Annotated in this window: 2 protein-coding genes and 1 pseudogene; 2 read left to right on the top strand and 1 reads right to left on the bottom strand. The window is 67.6% G+C overall.

All coding sequences use genetic code 11. The features are described from left to right. Both ABZ885_RS39480 and ABZ885_RS39475 read left to right on the top strand, forming a co-directional pair. Nucleotides 1–909: hypothetical protein (locus ABZ885_RS39480; RefSeq protein WP_360199773.1), on the top strand; the 909-nt coding region annotated here is incomplete at its 5' end. A 492-nt stretch (nucleotides 910–1,401) separates the two neighbouring features. Beyond that, nucleotides 1,402–1,716 (top strand): annotated as a pseudogene (locus tag ABZ885_RS39475) (transposase); the annotation flags it as partial. 98 nt (nucleotides 1,717–1,814) lie between these two features. Here ABZ885_RS39475 and ABZ885_RS39470 read toward each other — a convergent pair. Next, a complete protein-coding gene (locus ABZ885_RS39470) occupies nucleotides 1,815–1,937 on the bottom strand; it encodes a hypothetical protein (protein ID WP_360199771.1) in 123 nt (40 codons plus the stop codon). Between the last annotated feature and the right edge of the window lie 461 nt (nucleotides 1,938–2,398).

The following is a 2,398-nucleotide window of genomic DNA, read 5'->3' as shown; positions in this document are numbered from 1 at the left end:
ATCCCCTTCGGAAGCGACATCCTGGACTTCAACCTGCTGGAGTCCAGCTACAACGGCCCCGACCTCGGAGTGAGCCACCCCATCGTGCAGGGGCAGCTCAACCGCATCTACGTCCGGGGGAAGAACCTCAGGACCAGGTGCCCCTCCTCCGGCAACGTCAGGCTCTACTACGCCCCCGGAGGACTGCTCCTGGACCCGCGGGCGTGGACGCCGCTCAACGCCGAGGGCGGCGGAACCGCCGTGCCATTCACCGTCCGCGGCGGTGCCAGGGAGATCCCTCCCGGACAGATCTGCGTCAGCAGGTCCGCCTTCCTCTGGCCGAGCCAGAATCCGCCCGGTCACTACTGCACGATCACCACCGTGGACACGCCCGCCCACCCCATGTCCGCGACGCTGCCCACGTTCAGCTCGCTCGTCGACTACCTGGGGTGGGTCCGGTACAACCCCAACGTCGGCTGGCGCAACATCGACGTCATCCCGTGCCGGCAGACCAGGTACGTCCTCTCCGACCTGGCCGTCAGCAACCTGGACAACACCCCGGAGCGAATCGTCTTCGGGATCTCCGGCACCGACCTGCCCTCCGGTACCGCGACCTTCTCCAACACCGACCAGCAGGCCCCGTTCACTGTGACGGCGCCGGTCTATCCGCCCGGCAGCGACGAGGGGTACTCGCGCGCGGTCACCCTGCCCGCCAACTACTCCGGTACGGTCACGGTCGTGATCCAGTTCGACCAGCCGCTCCCGTGTGACGCCCGGATCGTGCTGCGGGCCTACAAGGTGGTGAACACCAACGCCGGAGCGCTCGAACGGCGACTCGCCGTCCCCCTCGCCGGCGTACCCGAGCTCGGGCAGTCCCTGTTCCTCGAGATGGGCGCATACACCTTCGTCGCCACGTCGAGCAGCCCGTGACGCAGCCGGAGGCGCCGCCTTCGGGGTCCCGGCCGCGTAACCGCTCGCCACGAGCAGGCCCGGCCAGGGTGGGCCGGGACGGCGAGACCGGTGTCGGCTGATCCGCCGCGCTCGACCGCACCCTGGCCGTCCCGGCCCGCCCTGGCCGGGACGGTTGGCACTGGTTGCCTGGACTCCGCCGGGGAGTCTCAAATCAACGGCTCTGGCGCACATCCGGTGGTAACGGAGTGTCACCTCGGCCTCGGTAAGGCCGGCTGCCGGAACTCCGCAGAACAGGGGGCCTGTGTGGCGGTGCCGGAGCGGGGTTCGGCGCCTGCCGAAACGGGGCCGTCCACCCCGAGCATCCGCATGCCGCCCGGAGAGCACTCGCCCCTGAACGCCCCGCCGACCTGGTGATATCACCGACAGCGAAGGCGGCAACGCTCTGCTACCACCGGATGTGCGCCAGAGCCAAAAGAACGGTGTAACTCCCGATCAAGGAAGTAGCACCTGATGACAGACGTGACCGTCTCGGCCGAGGCCGTGGAGGCCGTGCGGCCGGTGGAGTTGCAGCCGGACGCCCTGGACGACCAGTTGATAGGGCAGTTGGTCGATCGGGCCCGCGCGAGCGGGCTGCAGCTCACCGGTGCCGGTGGCCTGCTCCAGCAGCTCCCGAAGAAGCTCCTGGAGTCAGCCCTCGAGGGCGAGATGACGGACCACCTCGGCTACGAGAAGCACGACCCGGCGGGGTCCGACAGCGGGAACTCTCGCAACGGCATCCGGTCGAAGACCGTACTGACCGAAGTCGGCCCGGTGCAGATCGACGTCCGTGGGTGACGGCCTGCGGCCAGACCCGGATCAGGCTGGCGAGGGGTTCGGATACCGGCATGGGCGGCTCGCCCCGCCTGATCGTGAGCGCGGCACCGTCAGTCGGGCAGCAGTTCAGCGAGCCTGAGTCGGTCCCGTTCCTTCCACTCGGCTTCCAACTGCTTGGGATCCTGCTGTGGCGGTTGCTTCCTGGCCTTGTTGATCGCGTCATCCAACCCCATGACGAACGACCGTATCCGGGACCGCCTGGCGTTGGACGGGCTTCCGGCGATTCGTCTGCCTGCGGGCACCGGCGGAGGCTGACCCGTCTCAGCGAAGTTTGACGAGTCTCACCGAAGTTTGACCGGCGCCAGCGACGTCGTTGGTCGTGATCTGTGGCGGAATCTGTATGGGGGTCTTGCGGCTTGGCGTGTCATCAGGGACCTTGCGGTGACGACGTGAGCACCAGGCTGCCTCGGCGCTTCACGTACACCGAGTCCTACGGGGGAATGCAGTGCACGACGGGGTACAAACGCTCCTGACCATGACAGTGGCCGTCGCTGGGTTATGGCTGGCCCACAACTACCGGCGCCAGCTCAAGGGCAAGCTAAGTGGCTGTTGTCTTTCCGGGCTTGAGTGCTGCGTTTCTGCTGTTCAGGCATGGGGTCGGCGGTCTCGGGGAGTGGTGACCTGTCGTGTCGTC

It is taken from the genome of Kitasatospora sp. NPDC047058 (genome assembly GCF_040643935.1).
Taxonomy (GTDB): Bacteria; Actinomycetota; Actinomycetes; order Streptomycetales; family Streptomycetaceae; genus Kitasatospora.
The sequence above is the reverse complement of the archived record's forward strand: the minus strand, read 5'-3'. Positions and strand labels throughout refer to the sequence as shown.